We start from the raw sequence: 26,098 nt of genomic DNA, 5'->3' as shown, positions 1-26,098 counted from the left end.
TTAGAATCGCATATTGCGATATGGGTGATGAAAAGGGCAAAATCCCAAGCCGCATCACTGCGAACACATACATAGAAAAGGAGAATGGATTATGAATTTCGTTGTTGAAACATCGGCACGCCACGTACACGTAACACAGGAGGATCTGGAGACCTTATTTGGAAAAGGCTATGAGCTGACCAAGAAAAAAGATCTGTCCCAGCCGGGCCAGTTTGCCTGCAATGAGAAAGTAACCATTGTAGGACCGAAAAAAGAGATGGCAGCTTCCATCTTAGGGCCGGTAAGACCTGAGACACAGATCGAGCTTTCCCTGACAGATGCCCGTTCCATCGGCGTAACGGCTCCCATCCGTGAGTCCGGCGACGTGGCAGGAAGCGGCGCATGTAAGCTGGTAGGACCTGCAGGAGAGGTAGAGCTGAAAGAGGGCGTAATCGCAGCAAAGCGTCATATTCATGCAACTCCCGAGGATGCCGAGAAGCTTGGCGTAAAGGACAAGGATGTAGTATCCGTTAAGATTGATACCGACGGCAGAAGCCTGGTATTCGGCGATGTAATCGTGCGTGTAAGCCCTAAGTATGCCCTGGCTATGCACATTGACACCGACGAGTCCAACGCAGCAGGCTGTGCGGGAACCGTATACGGCGAGATTGTTAAATAATCACGAAAGCAATGAGCAGTGCCGTATGACAGGGCGAATGCCCATGTGCTTGTAACTTTTTGTCACGAGCCGCACTGCGGAATATCGAGTAGAAAAATAAGGGAGAAGACATCATCATGAAAATTTTAGTTTTGAACTGCGGAAGCTCTTCATTAAAGTATCAGCTTATTGACATGGAAAATGAGAGCGTAATGGCAAAGGGACTCTGTGAGAGAATCGGAATCGACGGCTCTAAGCTGACCCACAAGGCAAATGACAAGGAGATGGTTGTAGAGCAGCCTATGCCCAAGCATACGGAGGCTATTTCTCTGGTAATGAAAGCATTGGTAGATCCCGAATACGGCGTATTAAAGGATACCAGCGAGATCTCCGCAGTAGGACATCGCGTGCTTCATGGCGGAATGAAGTTCACCGAATCCATCGTAGTAAACGAGGATGTAAAGAACGTTATCCGTGAGTGCTTTGATTTAGGACCTCTCCACAATCCGGCAAACCTGATGGGAATCGAGGCATGTGAGGAAGCTATGCCCGGCGTACCCAACGTGGCAGTATTCGACACTACCTTTGGTATGGCTATGGAAGAGAAAGCTTATCTTTACGCTATTCCTCATGAGTATTTTGAGAAATACAGCATCCGCCGTTACGGCTTCCACGGAACCAGCCATATGTTCGTATCCGGTGAGGCAATTAAGTTTGCAGGGCTTGATCCGGAAAAGGGCAAGGTTATCGTATGCCATTTAGGCAACGGCGCCAGCATTTCTGCTTCCATCGGCGGTAAGTGTGTGGATACTTCCATGGGTCTCACTCCATTAGAGGGTCTGATCATGGGAACCAGAAGCGGTGACGTAGATCCTGCGGTTCTGCAGTTTATTTGCAACAAAGAGGGCAAGGATGTAAACGAGATGTTGAACATCCTGAACAAGAAGTCCGGTGTACTTGGCATGAGCGGCGGCGTGTCCAGCGATTTCCGTGATATTGAGAAAGCGAAATCCGAAGGAAACCATCTGGCAGAGGTGGCTCTGGAAGCATTCATCTACCGTGTAGTAAAATACATCGGAGCTTACACCGCAGCTATGAACGGCGTGGACGCTATCGCATTCACCGCAGGTGTAGGTGAGAACGATATGAAGACACGGAAGGCTATCTGCAGCTATCTGGGATATCTGGGGGTAGAGATTGACGACGAGGCCAACAACTGCCGTGGAAAGAACCAGATGATCTCCACAGCGGATTCCAAGGTAAAGGTTATGATTCTGCCTACGAATGAAGAACTGGCAATCGCAAGAGAGACTCTGCGTCTTACAAAATAGTGAAGATTTTACAGTTATAGAGTTTCAGCTAAAAAATATTTAAAGAACTACTTGCTTATCCACAGTTAAGGAAAGGATATCTTATCTGTGGATAAGTTGTGTAAAAATACAAATGATTATTAAAAGGAACAGGAAATGTCATTTTACGGGATTTTACTATTGATAAGCCTCATCTTAATAGGAATACTTCCGGAAGTAATTACTCTGGGTATCTTATATAATATACAATGTAAGAGGAAAAGCAGGTATGTGAAAGCCAGTATTTTTCTGTTGCTTTTTATTGTCAGCAGCGGATTTAATTTTTTGGTATATTCTTTATTTCATTACAGGAATTTCCATAGCTGGAATTTGGTAGAGACCGCTTTAAACATTGGGAAAGGGAATATATTCTATCAAAATTTCACCTATTTTTCAAAGTCTATTTTGCTGTGTATGACAGCAGCGATTATAATTGGAATTGTATTAAGGCAATTATTGAAGAAATTCTTTGGGGGGGGGGGTATACGTTCAAAACGGCTTCCCTGTTCATTGCAAAGCAGCAGTCTTACTGTTAGCATCTATAATGATAGTGGCATCTATTGCCTGCTATGCTGTACAATCTTCTGGTGTTTCTAAGTTAGTAATCAATGAGGTATGCAGTAAAAACGTAAGCGTCTTTTTGGATGAGGATGGTACTGTAAGCGATTACGTAGAATTGTATAATGATGGCTGGCTTCCTTATTTAGTTTCAGAAATTTATTTGTCAGATGACGAGGATGATTTAGAAAAATTTGAGGTTCCGTTAAATGCTCTGGGTCCAGGGGAGTACCAGACGATAATGCTGGATGAAAATACGCCCTTTCAGATATCAGATTCCGGAGAAACTCTCTATTTGTCTTGGGAAGGAAAAGTTATTGATCAAATTGAATGTGTGGCATTGAAGAAGGATAGTTCTTATTGTAGGCTTTCCGATGGCGGACAGGAGTGGACAATCAGGACATGTACCCCAGGTGGAAAGAATACGGATTCCTATCCTATTCTGTCTGCCCCCACATTTTCTTGTGAAAGCGGATTTTATAAAGATGAATTTGATTTAGAGCTATTCTGTGAAGATGGACAGTCTATTTTTTATACTTTGGATGGAAGTATCCCATCTAAAGAATCAAACCTTTATCAAGGGCCAATTCATATTTGCGATAAAAGTAAGCAGAAAAATGTCTGGAGTATGCGAGAGGATGTGTCTGTGGGATTTATGGCTGATGAAATCTATGAGCCCCCAGGATATTGTGCACCAGATTACTTAATTGACAAATGTACCATTATTCGTGCTGTTTGTGTAGATGAAGAAGACAATGAGAGTGAAGTGATTTCTTCGTCTTATTTTGTGGGATTCCAGGAAAAGAAAGGTTATGAGGGTATGAATGTGTTGTCTGTTATTACAGATCCGAATAATCTTTTTGATTATGAAAGTGGTATCTATGTAAAGGGATGGTTCTATGATAATAGCCGGGAATATGATGCGGAACAGTGGTATTCCCATCTTTGGTGGTGGCAAAGTTCTAACTATACACAGAGAGGCGCGGCATGGGAACGGGAAGCCTGCCTGCAGTTTTTTGATCAGGATGGTATTTTGATTTTGACAAAAGAATGCGGAATGCGGATTCAGGGGGCAGGGAGCAGAGGGAAAATTCCCAGAAGCTTTAATCTATATGCAAGAAATGAATATGATGGAAGCAGCAGGTTTGAGGCAGAGTTTTTCGGAACATCTTACGAGCCTCAGAGAATGACATTTTTTGCAGGTGGTGACGATAATCTGGTGAAAGTAAAAGATGCTTTAGTTATGAGCATCCTTCCAGAACGGAATTTTTCTACCATGGACTTTGAGCCGTATGTATTATTTTTGGATGGAGAGTATTGGGGTTGTTACTGGCTTACAGAAAAATATGATGATGAATACTTTGCTTATCACTATAATGTGGACAAAAATAATGTAGTTTTGATAAAACATGGGAAGGATGGCATTGTTGTAAGTGAAGAAGAGTTTGCCCTTTATGAAGACATGTTCTCTTACATTGTGAGTACGGATCTTTCTGTGGATGAAAATTATCAGAAGGTATGTGAACTTATAGATATTGACAGCTTTCTGGAATATTATGCAGCCGAGATTTATATTGCCAGATGGAATGATTGGCCTAGCAGCAATTTTGCTTTGTGGAGGACCAAAGAGGTTCGGGAGGATGCATATTCTGATGGAAAATGGAGATGGATTCTTTTTGATGTAAATAGCCCTTCAATGGAAGTAGGAAATATAGAAAAGGATTCCTTTAAAGAAGTGATAGAGCGAGATGCTTTGTTTTCAAGTATAATGAAAAATGAGCAGTGCCGTAAAAAATTTGCAGATGTAATTTTAAATATGGCAGAAACAGAATTCCGTCCGGAAAAAATAAATGTTTTTTTGGATGAATTTGAAAGTCAAATGAAAGCTCCTTTAGAAAAAGAATATGCTCGTTTTTATGGAAAAAATAATGATAAATCTTTAACCTTTGAGAACACACTAAATGATTTACGGACATTTTTTGAAGGAAGATATGTCTATATCAAAGACTATTTTGATAAGGATATTGAAGTGGAAGAGTAAAAACAAGAGCGTGTAGAAGGAGAGGATTCCATCATTATGAGGCATACAAATCAAATAAATAATGTGACAAGAAAAAAAATGAGTTCAGAAAGGATATATCTGTATTTCTTATGCGCATTATCCATAGGAACCTGCTTCTTATTTGTAAAGCTTTCTTTGCCTGATTTGGCCGATCCAAGTAAAACAGAGGTAATGAATACAATAAAAGCGGAAGAGTATGTGGAAGTGTATGCATGTACAAAGGCTGATTTAAATACAAATCCGGAGAATGCAGTGGAAATAAATTTATCCCAAATGGATGTTGAATATACAATTACAGATGCAGGCGATTATTTATTATACGGAGATTATGAGGGACGAATATGTATTGATGCAGAAGAGCAGATCGTGCATTTGTTTTTGAACAATGTGAATATTATGTCACCGTCTGGTCCGGCCATTGATATTCAAGCAGCCGGAAAGGTTATTATTACTGTAATGGATAACACATCAAATGCCATTCAGGATAAAGCATATTATCGCAAACAGGATGAGGAAGATGCGGCAATATACAGCAACTGCGATTTGTCCTTTAATGGAAATGGAGTTCTTAGTGTATATGGCCTTTACAATAAGGGAATTCACTCAAAAGACATTATAAAAATCCTGGGAGGGGATATTTCGATTCAGGCAAAGGGAGATGGAATACAGGGAAACGATGGCATATGCCTCAGTCCAACAACTCTTTCTATCGAAAGCGAAGGCCATGGCCTGTATACAAAGAAAACAGGAAATGAGAACAAGGGAACCATTGAGATTCAAGGCGGCGATATTCAGATTATTGCAGGAGAAAATGCTGTATCTTCATCCAAAGATCTTTATGTAAGTAATTGCTCGCTTTGGATCAATTCTGTGCTTGACGCTTTTCATGTATCAGGCAGCGCATATTTGATGGAGGGCTGCATAGAAAATGAATAGGTATCGGCATGAATACAAATATATGATTAACAAAATGGAGGAGGAGATTCTCATTTTACAGGCTGCAGGGCTTTTGGAAAGGGACTGCCATACAGCTCCGGGCGGCGCTTATATGGTCAGAAGCTTGTATTTTGATGATTATGATGACAGCTGCCTCTTTGATAATGAGAATGGTTCAGACCTGCGTTCTAAGTTCCGAATGAGATATTATAATAATGATCAGGAATACGTGCGGCTGGAGAAGAAAAGCAAAGTTCATGGTATGACTAAAAAGGAATCCTGCCTGTTAGATCAAGAAGAATGCAGGCAGCTTGTAAATGGCACGATCCCAACAATAGCCTCCGGACTTTCGGCAAAAAAGAAAAGACTGTTTCTTGAAATGCAGTTCCGCAATATGATTCCAAAGGCGATAGTTTCTTATGAAAGAATTCCTTTTGTATATGCGGCCGGAAATGTCCGCATTACCTTTGACAGAAAGATCACATCCTCCAATGACACAGCCTATTTCTTAGAGGGAGGGTATTCGGAAAGGCCGATTTTGTCCCAGGGATTCAGCATTTTAGAGGTAAAATGGGATGAACTGCTGCCGCCATTGATTAAGGAGGTCATGCAGATGGATAGTCTGCAATGGACTGCATTTTCAAAATATTATATGTGCAGGATATATCATTTGTAATTAAGTCAAGGCTCTGACAGGCTAAAGGAGCATGAAGCCTTGCAGCAATTGCCACATACAGGGACAAGGGCCTGTGTCCGGATCATTGCCTGCAAGAGTAAAAATAGGGAGTATGTTTGTTATGGGAATAAGAGAAATCATCAAAGAAAGCTTTATTGAGGGATATGCATCGGGAAATTTGGAGATTAGCAGTATCTTTATCTGCATCTTATCTACAACCGTAATTGCCGCTTATATTTACATGATATATAAGAATATAAATAAGAATTCTTTTTACAACCGCAATTTTAATTTGTCTCTGGTAACAATTGCGATTGTCACAGCGGCAATTATTTTGACCATTCAATCTAATATTGTTGTATCTTTGGGAATGGTCGGAGCATTGTCCATTGTGCGTTTTCGAACAGCAATCAAGGATCCCATGGATTTGGCCTTTCTGTTTTGGTCAATCAGCGTGGGAATTATCTGCGGAGCCGGCTTTACAATGATTGCAGTTATCACATCAGCGATGCTGACCATAGTGCTTGTGATTTTTTCCATGCTGCCGGAATCAAGAAGAGCATTAATTTTGGTTGTGAATGCAGCATCCTATAAAGAGGAGGAAGAGATTATGCAGATTGTAAATAAAAGCTGTCAATACGCAAGAACCAGAGCCAGGAATATATCGAAAACAAATCTGAATCTTGCAATTGAAGTCCGCGTGCAGGATCAGAAGGGCTTAATTGAAAAGCTGATGGATTTGGAAAGCATTACAACGGCATCCCTGGTAGAGCAGAGTGGAGATACCACTGTTTAGAAAAGAAATGGGAGAAAATAATTATAGTTTTTATATTTTTTCGGTGGAATTTTCCGGAAAATAGCTTGACAAAATTCTCAGTGCTAGCTATACTATTCTAGTATGTGTTAGGAGAGTACTATGCTCATTCATTTAAATGATGTTTTATCCTGTGATGTGAAGACGGTTTCCAAAAAGGTAAATTTGGAAATGAACTCCTTTGATTCCAGCCTGGGAAGCTTTCCTTTTATCCAAAAGGATCCGGCAGAGCTTACTATCACCAATCTTGGGGAGGAAAAGCTCAGGATTGAGGGAAAGGCAGAGATTGTTGCAGCAATTCCCTGTGATCGCTGTCTTATGGAGGTGGAGACACCCTTAAAGCTTACTTTTCATAAGGAAGTGGATATGAAGCAGACAGCCGAGGGCAGAATCGAGGACTTGGATGAAACAGACTTTATCATTGGATACAACCTGGATGTAGACAAGCTTGTCTACGGTGAGATTTTGGTGAACTGGCCTATGAAGACCTTATGCAGAGAAGACTGTAAGGGGATCTGCCGGAAATGCGGAACCAATCTCAACCACGGCGCCTGCAGCTGTGATACGGTGGAACTGGATCCAAGAATGGCCGTAATAGCCGAGATATTTAAGAACAGTAATTAGAGGAGGTGTAACCCATGTCTATTTGTCCCAAGAATAAATCTTCCAAAGGAAGAAGAGATAAGAGAAGAGCAAACTGGAAGATGAGCGCAGTGAATCTGGTAAAGTGCAGCAAATGCGGCGAGCTGATGATGCCTCACAGAGTTTGCAAGTCTTGCGGCTCTTACAACAAGAAAGAGATCATTTCCGTAGATTAATTTTTAGGGAAATGGGCCAGACCTATATCTGGCGCTAAATATTGGAATGCAGAGAAAGGCTTCCCGAATCAATCGGGAGGTCTTTTTTTGGAACGATATTCGAACATATGATTGATTTTGCAAAAATACTGTGATATGATAGCAGAAGACAACGGAGGAAACGGGTATGATTTCATATATCAGAGGAACCCTTGTTTATCTGGAACCGGAGGAGAGCCTTGTGGTTGTAGAGACAGGGGGAGTAGGTTACGGGATTCTGATTTCCGGAAAGGATCTGGATCTGCTGCCGAGTCATGGGGAAGAGATTCGGCTTTATACCTATCTGCAGGTGAAGGAGGACGGCTTGCAGCTCTATGGTTTTCTGACCAGAGAGGATCAAAAGCTGTTCAGGATGTTGATTGGCGTCAGCGGAATCGGGCCAAAGGGAGCTCTTGGAATTCTGTCGGCTCTTTCTGCGGATGATCTGCGCTTTGCAGTTCTGGCAGACGATGCCAGGGCCATTGCCAAGGCCCCGGGTATCGGTCATAAGACGGCGCAGAAACTGATTCTGGAGCTGAAGGACAAGCTGAAGCTGGAGGATGCTTTTGAGGCGAAGCTTGCAAAAGCAGATTTGCAGACGGGAGCTGCCGCCGGATTGACAGAGGCTAAGAACGAGGCAGTGGAAGCGCTTACAGCTCTGGGGTATTCTGCATCCGATGCACTGAAAGCAGTCCGTCAGGCAGAGCTTAAAGAAGAGATGGGTGTGGAAGAGATTCTGAAAGCGGCATTGAAGCATATGTCCTTTTAGGGGAAATTTGCAGGATTGCCTGTGCTTGAAAAATCGCGAATCAGGGAAAGTGTTATAAAGAAAAGAATTATAATATTTTCGATTAGATGTAGTTTGAGGAAGATGCAGATGGGAAAACGGATTATCACAACAGAGGCCATAGAGGAGGATGTGCGCACAGAATACAGTCTGAGGCCCCAAAGGCTGAATGAGTACATCGGACAGGAAAGGGCAAAGGGGAATCTGAAAATCTATATTCAGGCGGCCAGGGAGCGGGGAGAGGCTTTGGATCATGTGCTGTTTTATGGGCCGCCGGGACTTGGCAAGACGACTCTGGCCGGAATAATAGCCAATGAGATGGGGGTAAATATGAAGGTTACTTCCGGGCCGGCTATTGAGAAGCCGGGGGAGATGGCAGCGATTTTAAACAACCTGTCAGAGGGAGATGTGCTGTTCGTAGATGAGATCCATCGCCTGAACCGACAGGTGGAGGAGGTGCTTTATCCGGCCATGGAGGACTTTGCCATTGATATTGTCATTGGCAAGGGAGCAACGGCCCGTTCCATTCGCCTGGATCTGCCTCATTTTACTCTGATTGGAGCAACTACACGGGCAGGGCTTCTCACGGCCCCTCTTCGGGATCGGTTTGGAGTGGTGCACCATCTGGAATTTTATACGGAGCAGGAGCTTCAGACCATTGTAATGCGTTCAGCGCAGGTGCTGGATGTGGAGATGGAACCGAAAGGCGCTTTGGAGCTGGCCAGACGTTCCAGAGGAACGCCGCGTCTTGCCAACCGTCTGTTAAAGCGGGTGCGTGATTTTGCCCAAGTGAAGTATGATGGGCGGATAACGGAGGAAATTGCGAATTTTGCATTGGATCTGCTGGAGGTGGATCGCTGCGGCCTGGATCAGACAGACCGCCTGATTTTAAATACTATGATTGAGAAGTTTACGGGAGGGCCTGTGGGACTGGATACCTTGGCGGCGGCTATCGGAGAGGATGCGGGAACCATTGAGGATGTCTATGAGCCATATTTGATCAAACGGGGATTTATTAACCGAACACCCAGAGGACGTGTTGTGACAGAGTTGGGATACGGTTACTGTTCACACCCATGGTGTTCACAGTAACGAATCCGGCCTATTTAAAGTTGCCTTACGGCAAGAGGCCGGATTCCGGCCCCAGTACTGTACTGGCCTGTGACCGTGTAGCGCAGTGCACGGTCCAGGAGTGAACAGTAACGGGATACGAGCATTTAGGTCTATTTCAGCCATGATTTGCTTGCTTTTTTGTCTGTATCCGATATAATATACATATCGGACGAAGTCCGTCTAATCCGAAAGGATATGTATTTTGACAGGCAAAAGCCCGCAGATGAGGAAAATATGGGGATTTCCGAATGTGCACTGTGGGCTGTAGAATTACAAGCATTATAGATGGGGAAAAGGAAGTGAGTGCTATGGCTACGAAGAATACAGTAGAGGTTGTAATTGCCGGGAAGGTATTTCGAATCAGCGGCTATGAGACTCCGGAATATCTGCATCAGGTTTCTGTATATATCAATGAGAAGCTGGCCCAGTTCCAGCAGATGGATGGATATCGCAAGCAGAATACAGATCAGAAGCAGATGATGCTGAATATGAATCTGGCAGATGATTTCTTCAAGGCCAAGCATCAGGCAGATAAGCTTTCAGCCGAGTTGGAGAAGAAAGAGAGAGAGATGTACGGAATCCGTCACGATCTCATTGAAGCCCAGATGGCCAATGAAAAGCTGGAGTCAGAGAAGAAAGAACTGAAGGAATTGCAGATTGCTCAGAAAAAAGAATGGGAGACAAAACTGGCTTCTGAGAAAAAGGAACTGACAGCAAAGCTAAATGCCGAGAAGAAAGAGCTTGAGGAATCGCTGGAAGCGCAGAAAAAGGAATTGGAGAGCCGAAAGCAGGAGAGTGCAGAGAAGCTGGAATCCAGAAAGCAGGAGGCAGATCGGGAACGGCAGGAGCTGAAGCGGACCATAGCGGCACAGGAACGGAATCTGGAGAACCAGAAAAAGGCTATGGAAGCCCAAAGGCAAAGCTCACATAAGAAGCTCGAAGATCAGAATCAGGCAGCTCAGAAGCGTCTGACTGAACAGAAGCGGAGCTTTGAGGCAGAGATTGAGCGTCTTCAGCGGGAGAATAGAGAGCTTCAAAGAAGACTTGGACAGCGGTCATATACATAAGAGACATAATGGGAAGTACAGCAGTGTATATCGGGGGGTGCTGCAAAATACGGCAGTGAGGATTTTGTAAGATAGGAGATCCGAAGGTCTTATTTGCAGAACCCCTTTCATTTCCTATTATAGAAGCCATTTTTCCCGTGATTTCTTAGCCTTATATCAGATATGAAGCAGGCAGCACACTGACAGTGCATTAGAATTAGGAGAGAATGATGAGACATACAACAGAACTTCTGGCTCCGGCAGGTTCCTACGACAGTCTGAAGGCGGCGGTAGGAGCAGGAGCAGACGCAGTGTATCTTGGGGGCGCCAGATTTGGCGCCAGAGCCTATGCAGACAATTTCGGAGAGAAGGAGCTCTGCGAGGCTATTGGCTATGCCCACCTTCACGGCTGCGATTTGTATCTGACTGTGAATACCCTTCTAAAGGACAGAGAGTTGGAAGAATTGGGTGTTTATTTAAGACCCTATTACGAGAGTGGTCTGGATGGAGTGATTGTGCAGGACTTTGGAGTGCTGTCCTATATCCGGGAGTATTTTCCGGATCTTCCTATCCATGCAAGTACACAGATGACAATTTTGGGGCCGGGAGGTGCCGCCTTTCTGAAAGAACAAGGTGCAGCACGGATTGTTACGGCAAGAGAGCTTTCGCTGGAGGAAATTCGTGAGATTGGGGCTTTGGTAGACATTGAGATAGAGAGCTTTATCCATGGTGCCCTCTGCTATTGTTATTCCGGCCAATGTCTTCTCAGCAGCATGCTGGGAGGAAGAAGCGGAAACCGGGGGCGTTGTGCTCAGCCCTGCCGTCTGCCCTATCAGGTGAAGGCTGAGGGAAGCGTGAAGAGCCGTCAGGAAGAGGCATACCTTTTGAGCCCAAAGGACATGTGTACGATTGAACTGCTTCCGGAGATTTTGGAGGCCGGCGTCTGTTCCCTGAAAATTGAGGGGCGGATGAAGCGGCCGGAGTACACGGCAGGCGTGGTGGCTATTTACCGAAAATATCTGGATTACTATTTGGAGCATGGGAAGGAAGGATATCAGGTTTCGGGGGAGGACTTGGGTAAGTTAAGACGTCTTTATAATCGGGGCGGATTTTCCAGGGGGTATTATCAAGTGAGAAACGGCCGGGAGCTGATGTCCCTTACCAGGCCGGGACACTTTGAAGGCAGCAGCCAAAAGGGGAAGCAGGGAAGCCAAAAGAACAGGCAGGAGCTTCGGGAAAAGCAGGCCTATGAGGAGCTTCTGACAGAGCTTAGGCGGCAATATCTGGACACAGAGAAGAAAGAAAAAATTAAGGGAAGCTTCCGGATTTCTACGGAATTTTCCACGGAATTTCTGGTAACATGTAGAGGGACTGGTATAACCGTTCTGGGTGAACCGGCCCAAGTGCCGAAGAATCAACCCATGGAGCCGGAAGCTATTCTCAGGCCGCTCCGAAAGACAGGGGACACACCCTTTATTTTTGAGGAATTGAGGCTTGAAGGGGAGCAGAAAGTATTCCTTCCGGTTCGCCAGTTGAATTCCATGCGCAGAGAGGCACTTGACAAGCTGGAGGCTGAGCTTAGAACAAAAGGAAGAAGAGAAAAACCGGAAAAACTTTTAGAATTGACGGAAGCAGAGAAGAGCCCGCTGCCGATATGTTCTGACACAGAGTCTGGCCATATGGGAAAAATGCAGAAAAAAAGAAATGCGTATGCAATTCATGTGCAGCTGGAGCAGCTGGACGCTCTTTCGGCAGTATTGGAGATTCCGGAAGTTACCAGAGTCTCTCTTTTTGCCAGTCAGGCGGATTTTGCAGGATTGAAGGTCTATGCAGATGCCTGCCATAAGGCAGGAAAGTCCTGGGGACTTGTGCTTCCGGCTATATTCCGGACAGATGAACGGCATTATTTTGAGAAACGGCTGGAGCAGCTAAAGAGCTCCGGACTGGATTTCCTTGTGGTAAAGAATCTGGAAGAGCTGGCATTCTTAAAAGAATCCGACTGGAACCTTCCAGTGATCCTGGATCACAATCTCTATACTTTTAATCAAAGAGCCCGCAGCTTTTGGAGGGAACAGGGAATCCTTATGGATACTCTTCCTCTGGAATTGAATGAAAAGGAACTGCGTGTCCGGGGCTGTGAGGACAGTGAGATGGTGGTGTACGGTTATCTTCCTCTGATGGTAACGGCAAACTGCCTTCATAAAACCTTGGGTTCCTGCAGGAAACAGCAGGAGATCTTTAGACTTTCTGACCGATATAAGAAAGAGTTTCCTGTGGTGAATGAATGTCGCTGGTGCTATAATGTCATCTATAATTGTGAACCTCTGTCACTTCTTGGAAATGCAAGAGAAGTGGGGAGAATCTCTCCCAAAAGCCTTCGATTGAGCTTTATATTGGAGGATAGACATCAAATTCAGAGGATTTTGAGACAATATGTGGAGGTGTTCTGCCATAACAAGGAAGCAGGAACCATGGAGGGAGCATTTACCAGAGGTCACTTAAAACGGGGAGTGGAGTAGCCCATATTATGACAAATCTCATTGTAGAATTATCCAAATTTGCATTTATCATTCTAATTGCCTTATATACACTTCTGAGTTTTTCTGTACTTAAAAAGAAAAATCAGGGTGAGATTAATTATGGCTGGAAAATGCAGAATCTTCTGATGTTTTTTATACATCTTCTGGCCTATGTGGTTATGTATTTGCAGACTGAGGAGATTAAGCTTCTGATTTTCTACCTGTTCCAGCTGTTTTTGCTGCAGGCAGTAATCGTTATGACGCAAATGATTTATCCCAAAATCAACCGTCTGGTACTTAACAATATGTGTCTGCTTCTGGCAATCGGATTTATTATGCTGACCCGCCTGTCTTATGACAGAGCAGTGCGGCAGTTTCAGATTGCTGCTGTATCCCTGATTCTGGCTATGGTAATTCCGGTGCTTATCCGGAAATGCGGATTTTTACAAAGGCTTCCTTGGATCTATGGCATAGCCGGGCTTCTGCTTTTGACAGCCGTGGCAGTCTTTGGAGAGAGCAGCTATGGGGCAAAGCTGTCCCTGAAAATCGGTTCCTTTGCTCTGCAGCCGTCGGAATTTGTTAAAATTACTTTTGTATTTTTTGGAGCAGCCCGGCTTAGTAAGAGTACGGCGTTTAAGGATGTGTTTTTTACATCGCTAATGGCAGCAGCCCATGTGCTGGTGCTGGTGCTGTCCCGGGATTTGGGAGGGGCGCTGCTCTTTTTTGTCACGTATCTGGTGATGCTTTATGTGGCCGCTAAAAAACCCCTCTATTTTATAAGCGGACTTGGGGCAGGCTGTGCGGCAGCCTATGCAGGCTACCATTTATTTTCTCATGTGCGTGTAAGAGTGATGGCGTGGAGTGATCCCTTCCAGTATATTGACAATGAGGGATATCAGATTGCCCAGTCCCTCTTTGCCATTGGCACAGGGGGATGGCTTGGGACAGGCCTGTACCAGGGTGAGCCCAATAAGATTCCGGTGGTGGTGGAGGATTTTATGTTTTCTGCCATTGCAGAGGAATTTGGAGGAGCCTTTGCCATCTGCCTGATACTCATCTGCGTAAGCTGTTTTATGATGTTTGTGAATATTGCCATGCAGATTAAAAATGATTTCTATAAATATACAGCTCTGGGACTTGGAACTCTCTACGGATTTCAGGTGTTTCTGACCATCGGCGGTGCTGTAAAGTTTATTCCTTCCACAGGTGTGACACTGCCGCTTATCAGCAGCGGAGGAAGCTCCATGGTTGTGACCATTGCCATGTTTGCCATTATTCAGGGAATGTATCTCTTGAAAGAAGATGAGGAGTTAAAGATTGAAAAAGAACGGAAACGAAACGCAAAAGCCAAAGCAAAAAAAGCAAGGGCAGCCAAGGCAGCAAAGGAAAAAGAAAGATCATGAGCTTGCTATGATTACCTATCTCTTTACGGGGCTGTTTGCGCTGCTTATTGGCTATTTTGTCTATTTTAATGTGGCATTGAGTCCGGAAGTAGTCAACAACCCTTACAACTCCAGACAGGAGAATTTTGCAAAACGGGTAGTGAGGGGCAGTATTCTTTCCTCTGACGGCATGGTACTGGCAGAGACCAGCACAACAGAGGACGGGACAGAGAAGCGCAGCTATCCTTATGGAAATGTATTTGCCCATGTAGTGGGCTATTCTACCAGAGGACGGTCAGGAATCGAGTCTCTGGCCAATTTTGAGCTCCTTACTTCCAATGCATTTTTGGGAGAGAGGATTATAAAGGAGATTCAGGAAGAAAAGAATATTGGCGACAATGTGGTTACTACACTGAATGCAAAGCTTCAGCAGACAGCGTATAATGCCCTGGGAAACCATCGGGGGGCTGTGGTAGCGCTTGAGGTGGAGACGGGAAAGATTCTGGCTATGGTGTCCAAGCCGGATTTTGATCCCAACCGGGTCAATGAGGACTGGGAAGCATTGAACCAGGCTGAGAACACAGAGAGTGTTTTTTATAACCGGTCCCTGCAGGGGCTTTATCCGCCCGGCTCAACTTTTAAGATTGTGACTTTATTGGACTATATGAGGGAAAATCCAGATTATGAGGATTTTCATTTCCATTGCAGCGGCAGTCTTACGGAGGGAAATTATACGATCAGCTGTTATGGAAAGACGGCACATGGGGACGAGGACCTGCGAAAAGCCTTTGCAAAGTCCTGCAATACGGCCTTTTCTTCTATAGGATTGTCTTTGGATGAGAGTACGTTTAAAAACAATTGTGAAAGCCTTCTGTTTAACAGTGAGCTTCCGCTGGAGCTGCCCTACAGTAAAAGTGCTTTTTCCCTAAAAGCCGGAACCACGCCTGCAGAGCAGATGATGACAGCCATCGGCCAGGGGGAAACGCTGGTGACGCCTATGCACATGGCAATGATTGTAAGCGCTATTGCAAATGAGGGTATTCTTATGAAGCCATATCTTCTGGATCGGGTAGAGACTTACACAGGGGATTTGGTTAAGACCTTCCGTCCGTCTGCCTATGGCAGCCTGATGACAACAGAGGAAGCGGATATTTTGACAGAATATATGAAGGCTGTTATTACAGAGGGAACAGGAAGCAAGCTGGATAATATGGGCTTTTTTATAGCAGGAAAGACGGGGACTGCGGAATATTCCAGCGATAAGAGCAAGAGCCATGCATGGTTTGCGGGATTTTCGGATTCGGGAGAATCGGATATTGCAGTCTGTGTGATTGTGGAGGAAGCCGGATCCGGCAGCGAATATGCAGTTCCCATTGCCAGAGAGATTTTTCGGGCATGGAATGAGGAAAGGGAGTAAGGGGGACGGAGATGCTGCAAAATAAGGCAGCAGACGATAGTGGAAAAGCCTGTCGCCTTATTTTGCAGCATCTCCTGACAGCGGGTGTCTGTAGTATTTAAAATTTTACCTGAAAATTTTAGAAGTTTTCGGTGATTTACTTTTTTTCAGAAAAATGGTATAATGTTGACTAATGAGCAAAAATTTTGCTGTATGTCCATTTGACTTATGATAGATTTTTTGAGTGGGAGGGACTGGGGATTATGGCATCAGGCACGTCAGGCAGAGGTCGAACCAGTACAAAAAAGAAAACAACAGCCGCTTCCAGAAAGGCGGCTCAGAAGAAACGGGAAGATACCGCATTTATCAGGGATGAGGTTCAGATACTCATCCTTTTCGCCGTGTCCGTTTTGCTGCTTATCAGCAATTTTGGCATCGGTGGAGCCGCAGGCGGTTTTGTGAGCAGCGTGATGTTCGGACTTTTTGGAATTTTTGCATACATATTGCCGATTGGCCTGTTTTTGATAACGGCGTTTTCTATTTCGAATCGGGAGAATACCATTGCAGTAGTAAAGGCAGCGGCTATGGGGATTGCTTTCTTTCTTTTATGCGGAATTGCTCAGTTGGTCACCGGAGAGAAAAATGGAGCCGGAACAGCGAAGGCTTTTTATGCATACAGCGTGGAGCATAAGACGGGCGGCGGCTTCTTTGGAGGAATGCTGAGCAAGGGGCTTGCGGGAGCCTTTGGAACTATCGGCGCATGGCTGGTGCTGTTGGTGCTTCTGATTATCTGTGTGGTTGTGATTACAGAGCGTTCCTTTATCAGCGGCGTTAAGACCGGAGGCAGAAAGGTTTACCATACGGCCAGGGAGGATGCAAGGCGTCACAAGGCTTTAGCAGACGAGCGCAGAGAGGCCCGGAGAAAGGCTATGGAGGAACAGGCCAGAGAGGAAGAAGAGCAGAAAAAGAGCCGTATGGAGCGGAAGATTTCCGGTGTGGCTTTAGAAGGCACTACCATAAAAAAGGAAACCTATACAGATGAGATGCGGGAGATCACTTTGCCAGACGAGCCGGATCTGAAGGATTTGGATGAGATGTTTGAGATTCCCATTCAGCGGCAGAGAAATGCAGCGGAGCCGGAATTTGAGGAAGAGGTGAAGCAGGAACCTGTGGAAATGGCAGGTGAAGCAGAGTGGGAGCCGGAGCCGGAACCAGAGGATACGGCAGAACTTCAGGATGCCTGGGAGGAAGAAGAACCGGTGGAAATAATACCCAAAGCTATCCGGCAGGAGCCGGAACCTGTGGAAAAGGAGAGCTTTCGTCCGGCAACTTCTAAAGATACGGTACGTCGTGTAGAGCCTGTCGCTCAGGCGTCCAGACAGAATGAAGCACCCCGGCAGGGTATGGCATCCAGAGCTTCGCAGAACTCCGGCCAAGGAAACGGCATTTTCAAAAAGCGGCCCTATCAGTATCCGCCTCTGAATCTGCTGCGGCAGGTTAAGAATGCGGAGAACAGGGATGCAGATCGGATTCTTCATGAGACGGCCATGCATCTTCAGCAGATCCTGCGTGATTTTGGTGTCGGAGTAACAGTGACGAATGTGAGCCAGGGTCCTTCTGTGACTCGTTATGAGATTCAGCCGGATCAGGGTGTGAAGGTGAGCAAGATTGTCTCCCTTGCAGATGATATCAAGCTGAATCTGGCAGTGGCCGATGTGCGGATTGAGGCGCCGATTCCGGGAAAAGCGGCAGTGGGAATTGAGGTACCCAATGCTGAAAATGCTATTGTATCCTTCCGGGAACTGGTGGCTTCTTCCGAATTTAAGAATCACAAATCCCGAATTGCTTTTGCAGTAGGAAAAGATATTGCCGGAAAAATCATGGTGACGGACATTGCAAAGATGCCTCACCTTCTGATTGCAGGAGCTACAGGTTCCGGTAAATCTGTCTGTATTAATACGTTGATTATGAGCATTCTCTATAAAGCCGATCCGGAGGAAGTCAAGCTGATTATGGTTGACCCCAAGGTGGTAGAGCTGAGTGTCTATAATGGTATCCCCCATCTCTATATTCCGGTGGTGACGGATCCCAAGAAAGCGGCCGGGGCCTTAAACTGGGCGGTGGCAGAGATGACCAACCGTTACAAGCTTTTCGCAGACTATAATGTAAGAAATCTGCAGGGCTATAATGAAAAGATAAAGGCAATTGAAAATATTGAAGATGAGAATAAGCCTAAGAAGCTGCCGCAGATTGTCATTGTGGTGGACGAGCTGGCAGATCTGATGATGGTGGCTCCCGGAGAAGTGGAGGATGCCATTTGCCGTCTGGCACAGCTTGCCAGGGCAGCGGGGATACATTTGATTATAGCAACTCAGCGCCCTTCTGTGAATGTTATTACAGGGCTGATTAAGGCAAATATGCCCTCACGAATTGCCTTTGCCGTATCCTCCGGCGTGGATTCCCGGACGATTCTGGATATGAACGGAGCGGAGAAGCTTCTTGGAAAGGGTGATATGCTCTTTTATCCGTATGGCTATCCCAAGCCGGTTCGTGTCCAGGGTGCTTTTGTGTCAGATGAAGAAGTGGGAGATGTGGTAGAGTTTTTGAAAAATAATAATCAGGAGGCTTCCTACAGCAGTGAGGTGGAGGAGCATATGAATACAGTTCAGACGGCTTTCGGCGAAAGTGCGTCGTCAGGAGAAGGGCCGGAACGGGATGCTCTGTTTGTGGAAGCAGGAAAGTTTATTATTGAGAAGGATAAGGCTTCTATTGGTATGCTGCAGCGGTGGTTCAAGGTAGGCTTTAACCGTGCTGCCAGAATTATGGATCAGCTTGCAGAGGCAGGAGTGGTTGGAGAAGAAGCAGGTACCAAGCCCAGAGAGATTCTTATGACTATGGAGGAATTTGAACAGTACATAGAGGAATGTGTATAATACCAGAGCTTTAAACATGCAGAGTAATTGGCAGATATGAGCTGCCCAGAGTAAAGGAAGGTGCCAGAATGCAGTGTCCCCAATGCGGAACGGAATTGGAAGCAGGCAGTATTTATTGTACTTCCTGCGGACAGGAACTGCAGATTGTTCCCGATTATGATCCTTTGGAAGAACTGGTGATTGGTCAGGAGCAGGAGCAGCCGCCCCAAGATACAAAAGAACAACAAAATAAAGAACGAATACAGGAAGAAAAACCACGCAAAAGCCTGTGGCACTCAAAAACATTTCGAAATATTTTGATTTTGTCAGTGGCGATTATTGCGGGTTTTACAGTCTTTTTACTGGGATATTATTCTATGGGACGCCAGAGTGATTATTCTTATCAGCTGAAAAAGGGAACAGAGCTGGCAGAAGCAGGACAGTACGAGGAGGCGCTGACCTATTTGAAACAGGCCCAGAGCCTTCAGGCAGAAGCGGAGGGGGCTGATACGGAGCCTTTACGTATGTTGGCAAAGGCTTATGGAGCTCTGGGTGCAAAGGAGCTGGCTGTAGAATGTATGAAGAATGCTATTTCTATAGAAGCTTCAGCCAGAGCTGCTAATTATGAGCTGGAGGAGCTTTATCTGGAAATGATGGATCTCCTAAATGAGACGAAGCAGACCTATCTTATCAATGAAATGATTGAAGGCTGTGAATATGATGAGATCAAGGAGAAGCTTTTGCCTTACCGTGTGGAAAAGCCTACTTGTGATATGGCTGAAGGAACCTACAATTATTATGTGATGCTGGAATTGGAGGCTGAATATGGAGCCATTTATTATACATTGGATGGTACAGAGCCTACAAAAGACAGTACACGCTATGAGAAGCCTATTGAGTTGACAGAGGGAGAGAATCTGCTGTGTGCAGTAGCAATTAATAAAAAGGGCATGGTAAGCGAGCCGCTGGTACGGGTGTATCGGCTGGAATTTAAATATGATCCCAATATGGACAAGGAGGACTAGGTTTATGGTAAAGCATTTGGTAATGTGGAATTTCAAGGAGGATTTTCCGGAAGAAAAGAAGGAAGCTATGGCAAAAGAAGCAGATGCCCGCCTGAAAGCTTTAGTAGGACAGATAAAGGGGCTTACCTTTGCAGAGATGCGGCTGAATCAGCTTCACGGAAGCAACAGGGAGCTTCTCTTAGTGTCAGAGCTTGAGACGCCGGAGGATCTGGATGCCTATCAGGTACATCCCCTTCATGTGGCAGTGGCAGAGGAAGTAATTAAGCCTGCGGCCTGTGATCGTGTGTGCTTTGATTATGAAGTGTGATTACGATGACAGGCTTTAGAGTGAAGAATGGCATAATTTTTTATTGAAATCTTTATAGATTTGCATTATGATGTTATAGATGAGTAATTCTAAAAAATACTCCAGGAGGAAGCTTATGTTCAAGATTGTGAAAGCAGAGCAGCTCTCTGCAAATGTCTACATGAAAGTGGTCCATGCTCCAAGAGTGGCAAAGTCTTGTGAGCCGGGACAGTTTATTATCGTAAGAGTGGACGAGACGGCAGAACGAATTCCGCTGACCATCTGTGATTACGACAGAGAGGCCGGAACCGTAACCATCGTATTCCAGCCCATCGGCGTTTCCACCCATAAGATGGTGGATCTGAAGGAAGGGGATTTCTTTGAAGACTTCGTAGGTCCGTTAGGCAAGCCTTCCGATCTGGTGACGGATGATATTGAAGAAGTAAAGAAAAAGAAGATTGTCTTTATTGCAGGCGGTGTGGGAACGGCTCCCGTATATCCGCAGGCAAAATGGCTTCATGATCACGGTATTGAGTGTGATATTATCGTAGGTGCAAGAACCAAGGATCTTTTGATCCTGGAAAAGGAAATGAGCGAGGTCGGCAATCTGCATCTGTGCACGGATGACGGCAGCTATGGCTTCCACGGCGTGGGAACCGCTATGCTGGAGAAGCTGGTAAGCGAGGGCCGGGAGTTTAATCACTGTGTAGCCATCGGGCCCATGATTATGATGAAGTTTGCCTGTCTGACCACAAAGAAGCTGGGAATTCCCACGGTTGTCAGCATGAATCCGATTATGGTGGACGGTACCGGTATGTGCGGCGCCTGCCGTGTACTGGTAGGTGACGAAGTAAAGTTCGCCTGTGTGGACGGACCGGAGTTTGACGGCCATCTGATTGATTTTGATCAGGCTATGAAGCGTGCGGCTATGTATAAGACGGAGGAGGGACGGCGTCTCTTGGCATATCAGGAGGGTGATACCCATCACGGCGGTTGCGGAAATTGCGGAGGTGACAAATAATGGGAGACGTATTAAAGAAAGTACCGGTAAGAGAGCAAGAGCCTAAGGTTCGTGCAACGAATTTTGACGAGGTATGTCTTGGTTATAATAAGGATGAGGCTGTGGAAGAAGCACAGCGCTGCATCGGTTGTAAGAATGCAAAGTGTATGGAGGGGTGCCCCGTTCAGATACATATTCCGGATTTCATCAAAGAGGTAAAAGAGGGCAATATTGAGGCCGCATATCAGGTAATCAGCAAGTCTTCTGCGCTTCCGGCTATCTGCGGACGTGTATGTCCTCAGGAGAGCCAGTGCGAGGGACGCTGCATTCGGGGAATCAAGGGGGAACCGGTTTCCATCGGCAAGTTGGAGCGTTTTGTAGCTGACTGGGCAAGAGAGCAGGGCATTAAGCCGGAAGCTTCTAAAGAGAAGAACGGCAAGAAGGTTGCTGTTATCGGTTCCGGCCCCGCAGGTCTTACCTGTGCAGGCGATTTGGCAAAGCTTGGCTATGATGTAACCATTTTCGAGGCGCTTCATAAGGCAGGCGGCGTGTTGGTATATGGTATTCCGGAGTTCCGTCTTCCCAAGGATGGCGTTGTGCTTCCCGAGGTGGAGAATGTAAAGTCTCTGGGCGTTAAGATTGAGACGGATGTTATTATCGGCAAGTCCGTAACCATTGACGAGCTGATGGAGGAGGAAGGCTTTGATGCGGTATTTATCGGATCCGGCGCCGGACTTCCCAAGTTCATGGGCATTCCGGGAGAGACAGCCTGCGGCGTGTTCTCTGCCAATGAGTATCTGACAAGAAATAACCTGATGAAAGCTTTTGATTCCAGCTATGATACTCCCATTGCCACCGGCAAAAAGGTTGCCGTAGTAGGCGGCGGAAATGTGGCTATGGATGCCGCCCGTACAGCGCTTCGTCTGGGCGCTGAGGTACATATTGTATACCGCCGTTCCGAGGAAGAGCTTCCGGCCCGTGTGGAGGAAGTGCATCATGCAAAGGAAGAGGGCATTATCTTTGATCTGCTGACCAATCCTACGGAAATCCTGGTAGGCGAGGACGGATGGGTGAACGGAATCCGCTGCATTCGCATGGAGCTTGGCGAGCCGGATGCATCCGGAAGAAGACGTCCTGTGGAAGTACCGGGATCTGAGTTTGATATTGAGGTGGATACGGTAATTATGTCTCTGGGAACCTCTCCGAACCCCTTGATTTCTTCTACTACTAAGGGTCTGGAGATCAATAAGAGAAAATGTATCGTTGCCAGTGAGGATGTGGGTGCCACCTCCAAGGAGGGCGTATTTGCCGGCGGCGATGCCGTAACTGGAGCTGCAACCGTAATCCTGGCCATGGGTGCAGGTAAGGATGCAGCCAGAGGAATTCATGAGTATCTAAGTAACAAATAGTCAAATACCTGGCAGCAAGCTGACGGGGGATGAAAGAAGATAAAAGGCTTTGGAATGTAGAAAGTATATTCCAAAGTCTTTTTTTATATCTGGCAGTCCGGATTCGAAATTCCTTTTGCAAATTTTTGCCTGTTTTCCTGTAATGGGCTTTGATGGATTTCAATGCATGATAAAATGTCAGATACAAATTGTTTGATTATTCAAAAAAAATAGAAAAATATATATAATATTTACAAAAAAATATATTTAAAGAAAAATTTTCAGAAAAAGCTTGTCAAAATATTGACAAAGTACTGCTTAAGTGCTAACATAAAAGAAAAGCTAAGAGGAGGAAAGGCAATGATGAAAAATAACAATTGGAAAAGAAAATTTGCTTTTTGTATGATCTTGGTTTTAAGTTTAACAGGTACAGCAGGGTGCGGTTCCAATGCAAAAGAGGAAGAGATATTGGAGATGGTGGAGCTGACCGATACCATTCGGTGGTTCAATGCTTCTTATGCCATACTGACAGCCACAAACGATTGGGACTACAATCTGTTTGGAGGTCTTCAGAATACGGAGACCAATCAAAAAACGGTTCGCAAGCTTTTGGACGAAAAGTGGGGAGTTACGGATTGGAATTCCGCAGACAGTACTTTGGAGCGGATTAGGGACAAAGGACAGCGTTCTGATTTTGCACGAATTGTAAAGTCTTTAGAGAAGGATGGCATGAGTGATATTCCGGAAGAGGAACGGGAAGCTTTTTTGCTGGAGCGCTATGATATTGGCAAAGAGGGACGTGCTCATCTTTATGTGGAATGGTACAAGATGTACGAGCAGTATGGAATTGATGCCATTACAGCCTGGGATTACTGCCGTGCCATGAATTTTCTGGGGTATTATTATATCGCCGGTTATTACAGCCAGGAGGAGGCGCTGGATATGTCTTTGGAGATTGCAGAAAAGATTCAGCCTATGTTCAATTCCTGGGATGAGCTGATGGACAGCTATCTGCGTGGTTATGAGTACTGGTCCGAGGAGAGCAGTTCTGCCCGGAAAGCTCTCTATGAGAAGATAAAGGCCCGGGATGACAGTCCTTATCAGGTTGATTTCCATACGGAATTAATGAAAACATGGTGACAAATATGAAAATTGACCTTGAAGATTAAGATTGCCTGTGGGAAAGGTGCTCTAAGGGAATGGCGATGGAGTACAACAGGGAATATCCTATGGGCAGTGCATAAACAAAATATTGGAGACTTGAACGTTAGTGTAAAAAGCCGGTTCAAGTCTCCTTTTTATGGATTTCTTTGCACGATAAGGAAAGGCTTCTTTTACAGGACGGAAAAAGGGTGTAATTTATCCCAGCTATTCTTCACAAAAATCCGATGCCAGCTTATTCAGCAAATCCTCCCGGATGTCAGGGAAATGTTCCTGAAGGATCCGGCAGACTGCATCGTATTTTTGGAGATAGAAAAGTTCTTCCGAAAGAGAAGCATCCAAAGAGGTGACAGCTTCTGACTGCATCCCCTCAGAATGATACCAGGCTGTGATTTCCTCAATCAGAGCATGTTCGGAAGCGGCTATATCCTTAAGCTTTCCGGCATTTTTGAAAGAAACAATTCCAATAACCAGAAAGGCCGCAAAGAGCAGCAGCATGACAACTAGGGCAAAATCATGAAAGGGGAGACTGTAAACGCCAATAAGCGCCAGAATTATAATTATAAATCCTGCTCCGCCCACGAATAAAAAGGTCCAGGCAGAGGAACGCATATCGGCATAGCGCTCCTCGGGGCTTTTATAGGGCTTAATATGGGCAGGTTTTTCTCTTGGCCCCTCTAAGACAACGCCAGGATCAAAATCTTCCGGAAATTCGTAATCCTCCGGAATCTCTATGGTTTGTTCCGGCAAAAGCTCCAGTTCTTCTACCAAATCCATATTACAGTCCGGACAGTGGGTAATTCCTTTTCGATATTCATTTTTACATTTGGGACACCAAGCCATGAGTCTGTTCTCCTGTTACAATTCGCAATATTATAAAATAAAAACTTTATAAAATCTGGTATAGGTGTGAATTTTAACAAATTTATTGCTTTATGTCAAGAAAAACCTGCAGGAACAATTGAAATTTCAGAATAAAAATTTTATAATAGAAACAGATTCAAACAGTTACATTTTAAGTTACAATTCCCATTTATGGGAAAAGGGGTGTTACCATGCAAAAGATACTGGTAGTAGATGATGCAAAGATAAACAGGGAGCTGCTGTTGGATATGCTGAAAGATGATTATCAGGTGGAAACGGCTGAGGATGGCAGGGAGGCAATGAAGTGCCTTGACAGGCATCCGGAGGAAATGGCAGCAGTTCTTTTGGATCTGCATATGCCGCAGATGGATGGATTTGCGGTAATGGCGAAGATGAGTGAGAAAGAGTGGCTGAGAAAAATTCCGGTGTTGATTATCAGCAGTGAGCTTGCAGTTGAGGCGGAAAGCCGCTGTCTGGAGCTTGGAGCTACGGATTTCATTCACAAGCCATTTGAAGGTTCCATTGTAAAAAACCGTATCCGAAATGCTCTGTGTCTCTATGCCAGGAAGAACCAGTTAGAGCAGAAAGTGGAAGAGCAGGCGGTGATGCTTAGAAAGCAGGATGAGATCATTCGGATTCAGGCTGAGAAGCTTCGGGAGACAGAGCCTTTCCGGCGTTTGATGATGGAGTATCAGGCGGCGATTATGGAGATCGAGACAAGGCTTAAGGTTCTAAATGCGGAATTTTCTCAGGAATATAATCGAAATCCTTTTGAATCCATCAAAAGCAGGCTGAAATCTCCGGAGAGTATTTATGAAAAGCTGGAGCGAAAAGGGTATCCGGTCACAACGGAGGGGATTTGTGAAAATATAAAGGATGTAGCCGGAATCCGGGTTATATGTTCTTTCCCGGATGATATTTACCGTCTGGCAGATCTTTTGATTAAGCAGGATGATATTATTTTACAGAGGAAGAAAGACTATATCAAGAATCCTAAGACCAATGGATACCGGAGTCTGCATTTGATTATCAGTGTACCGATTTTTCTGTCTAAAGAAAAGAAATATATGATGGCGGAGGTGCAGTTCCGCACTATTGCTATGGATTTTTGGGCGAGCTTGGAGCATAAGCTGAAATATAAAAAGGCAGTGGATAATACGGATGAGATTGTGCGGCAGCTGAAGGTTTGCGCAGATTCTATCGAGGAATTGGATTATCAGATGCAGAAGATTCGGAATCAGATTGATCATTCCAGAGAATAATTTTAGACAGTATCCTGCAAAGCTGGAATAAAAACAGCAGGATACAGACTGTGCATAGAAGGAATTACGGACGCAGGCTTTTGCGGACG

22 protein-coding genes are annotated in these 26,098 nt (G+C 45.2%); 21 read left to right on the top strand and 1 reads right to left on the bottom strand.

Features of this window, described 5'->3' with window-relative positions; translation table 11 throughout:
- The first annotated feature begins 91 nt into the window (after positions 1–91).
- From pduL to VSQ61_RS14370, 20 genes are all read left to right on the top strand, one after another.
- Entirely contained in the window at positions 92–658 is a 567-nt protein-coding gene (gene pduL / locus VSQ61_RS14465) for a phosphate propanoyltransferase (protein ID WP_334345104.1), read from the top strand.
- 116 nt (positions 659–774) lie between these two features.
- Complete coding sequence (locus VSQ61_RS14460; RefSeq protein ID WP_334345103.1) at positions 775–1,968, top strand: acetate/propionate family kinase; 1,194 nt, start codon at positions 775–777, stop codon at positions 1,966–1,968.
- A gap of 562 nt (positions 1,969–2,530) precedes the next feature.
- Entirely contained in the window at positions 2,531–4,585 is a 2,055-nt protein-coding gene (locus VSQ61_RS14455; protein WP_334345102.1) for a CotH kinase family protein, read from the top strand.
- Between the two features lie 192 nt (positions 4,586–4,777).
- A complete protein-coding gene (locus VSQ61_RS14450; protein ID WP_334345101.1) occupies positions 4,778–5,542 on the top strand; it encodes a carbohydrate-binding domain-containing protein in 765 nt (254 codons plus the stop codon).
- The gene (locus tag VSQ61_RS14445) at positions 5,535–6,218 is read left to right on the top strand and encodes a polyphosphate polymerase domain-containing protein (RefSeq protein ID WP_334345100.1); all 684 of its coding nucleotides are present in this window, start codon (positions 5,535–5,537) and stop codon (positions 6,216–6,218) included. The genes VSQ61_RS14450 and VSQ61_RS14445 overlap by 8 nt, the downstream gene beginning before the upstream one ends.
- Positions 6,219–6,339: 121 nt before the next feature.
- Positions 6,340–7,014: a DUF4956 domain-containing protein gene (locus tag VSQ61_RS14440; RefSeq protein WP_334345099.1), complete on the top strand. Its 675-nt coding sequence runs from the start codon at positions 6,340–6,342 to the stop codon at positions 7,012–7,014.
- A 120-nt stretch (positions 7,015–7,134) separates the two neighbouring features.
- Positions 7,135–7,656, top strand: a complete 522-nt coding sequence (locus VSQ61_RS14435) for a YceD family protein (RefSeq protein ID WP_334345098.1) — start codon at positions 7,135–7,137, stop codon at positions 7,654–7,656.
- 14 nt (positions 7,657–7,670) lie between these two features.
- On the top strand, positions 7,671–7,850 hold the full coding sequence (gene rpmF / locus VSQ61_RS14430) for a 50S ribosomal protein L32 (RefSeq protein WP_334345097.1): 180 nt from the start codon (positions 7,671–7,673) through the stop codon (positions 7,848–7,850).
- 166 nt (positions 7,851–8,016) lie between these two features.
- Positions 8,017–8,637, top strand: a complete 621-nt coding sequence (gene ruvA / locus VSQ61_RS14425) for a Holliday junction branch migration protein RuvA (protein WP_334345096.1) — start codon at positions 8,017–8,019, stop codon at positions 8,635–8,637.
- 108 nt (positions 8,638–8,745) lie between these two features.
- On the top strand, positions 8,746–9,747 hold the full coding sequence (gene ruvB / locus VSQ61_RS14420; protein WP_334345095.1) for a Holliday junction branch migration DNA helicase RuvB: 1,002 nt from the start codon (positions 8,746–8,748) through the stop codon (positions 9,745–9,747).
- Between the two features lie 329 nt (positions 9,748–10,076).
- Complete coding sequence (locus VSQ61_RS14415; protein ID WP_334345094.1) at positions 10,077–10,835, top strand: cell division protein ZapA; 759 nt, start codon at positions 10,077–10,079, stop codon at positions 10,833–10,835.
- 209 nt (positions 10,836–11,044) lie between these two features.
- A complete protein-coding gene (locus VSQ61_RS14410; RefSeq protein ID WP_334345093.1) occupies positions 11,045–13,333 on the top strand; it encodes a U32 family peptidase in 2,289 nt (762 codons plus the stop codon).
- 8 nt (positions 13,334–13,341) lie between these two features.
- Positions 13,342–14,736, top strand: coding sequence for an FtsW/RodA/SpoVE family cell cycle protein (locus VSQ61_RS14405; RefSeq protein WP_334345092.1), 1,395 nt, complete (start codon positions 13,342–13,344; stop codon positions 14,734–14,736).
- Entirely contained in the window at positions 14,651–16,132 is a 1,482-nt protein-coding gene (locus tag VSQ61_RS14400) for a peptidoglycan D,D-transpeptidase FtsI family protein (RefSeq protein WP_334345091.1), read from the top strand. The genes VSQ61_RS14405 and VSQ61_RS14400 overlap by 86 nt, the downstream gene beginning before the upstream one ends.
- A 242-nt stretch (positions 16,133–16,374) precedes the next feature.
- The gene (locus VSQ61_RS14395; RefSeq protein ID WP_334345090.1) at positions 16,375–19,044 is read left to right on the top strand and encodes an FtsK/SpoIIIE family DNA translocase; all 2,670 of its coding nucleotides are present in this window, start codon (positions 16,375–16,377) and stop codon (positions 19,042–19,044) included.
- Positions 19,045–19,112: 68 nt separating this feature from the next.
- Complete coding sequence (locus tag VSQ61_RS14390) at positions 19,113–20,048, top strand: chitobiase/beta-hexosaminidase C-terminal domain-containing protein (protein ID WP_334345089.1); 936 nt, start codon at positions 19,113–19,115, stop codon at positions 20,046–20,048.
- 4 nt (positions 20,049–20,052) lie between these two features.
- A complete protein-coding gene (locus tag VSQ61_RS14385) occupies positions 20,053–20,355 on the top strand; it encodes a Dabb family protein (protein ID WP_334345088.1) in 303 nt (100 codons plus the stop codon).
- Between the two features lie 115 nt (positions 20,356–20,470).
- A complete protein-coding gene (locus VSQ61_RS14380) occupies positions 20,471–21,355 on the top strand; it encodes a sulfide/dihydroorotate dehydrogenase-like FAD/NAD-binding protein (protein WP_334345087.1) in 885 nt (294 codons plus the stop codon).
- Entirely contained in the window at positions 21,355–22,743 is a 1,389-nt protein-coding gene (gene gltA / locus VSQ61_RS14375) for an NADPH-dependent glutamate synthase (RefSeq protein WP_334345086.1), read from the top strand. Before VSQ61_RS14380 ends, gltA begins: the two co-directional genes overlap by 1 nt.
- Before the next feature lie 339 nt (positions 22,744–23,082).
- Positions 23,083–23,862 (top strand): DUF1266 domain-containing protein, encoded by a 780-nt coding sequence (locus tag VSQ61_RS14370; RefSeq protein ID WP_334345085.1) that lies wholly within the window; start codon positions 23,083–23,085, stop codon positions 23,860–23,862.
- 228 nt (positions 23,863–24,090) lie between these two features.
- On the opposite strand, the gene VSQ61_RS14365 is transcribed toward VSQ61_RS14370, so the two are convergent.
- Positions 24,091–24,726 (bottom strand): hypothetical protein, encoded by a 636-nt coding sequence (locus tag VSQ61_RS14365; protein ID WP_334345084.1) that lies wholly within the window; start codon positions 24,724–24,726, stop codon positions 24,091–24,093.
- Positions 24,727–24,938: 212 nt separating this feature from the next.
- Between VSQ61_RS14365 and VSQ61_RS14360 the strand changes: the two genes are divergently transcribed.
- Positions 24,939–26,009 (top strand): RelA/SpoT-related domain-containing protein, encoded by a 1,071-nt coding sequence (locus VSQ61_RS14360; RefSeq protein ID WP_334345083.1) that lies wholly within the window; start codon positions 24,939–24,941, stop codon positions 26,007–26,009.
- Positions 26,010–26,098: the final 89 nt, after the last annotated feature.

This window comes from Candidatus Merdisoma sp. JLR.KK006, assembly GCF_036941035.1.
Taxonomy (GTDB): Bacteria; Bacillota; Clostridia; order Lachnospirales; family Lachnospiraceae; genus Laedolimicola.
Note: the sequence above shows the minus strand (reverse complement) of the source record. Positions and strands in the feature narration are given on the sequence as shown.